1 protein-coding gene is annotated in these 265 nt (G+C 31.3%); it reads right to left on the bottom strand.

All coding sequences use genetic code 11. The features are described 5' to 3' along the window. Nucleotides 1-5: 5 nt before the first annotated feature. A partial coding sequence (locus FFR48_RS28640) for a transposase (RefSeq protein ID WP_162502005.1) occupies nt 6-265 on the bottom strand: 260 nt, incomplete at its 5' end.

Below are 265 nucleotides of genomic sequence, written 5' to 3'. Positions count from 1 at the left end.
TATAATCAGGCAGAAATAAAGATAAGATTTTGTTGTCTAAACTTCACTAAATAATCAATTTTACTAATGAACCAAGGGAAAAAAGACGTAATTTTGAAAAATTGACAAAAAAATCGCCAAAAAAGCCATGATAACAGTGTAGAAAGATTCATAACCAAGAAGGAAATAGCAATAGAAGTTAAAGAAGTATGAGGCAATTTAGCCATGACTCTACCCAGGCTAAATCTTCGTTTACCTTGTCCGAATTTACCCTCAATAGAATTAC

Origin of the sequence: Sphaerospermopsis reniformis, assembly GCF_005402885.1 — a bacterium.
Classification (GTDB): Bacteria; Cyanobacteriota; Cyanobacteriia; order Cyanobacteriales; family Nostocaceae; genus Sphaerospermopsis; species Sphaerospermopsis kisseleviana.
This window is presented reverse-complemented; position numbering and strand designations above follow the sequence as displayed.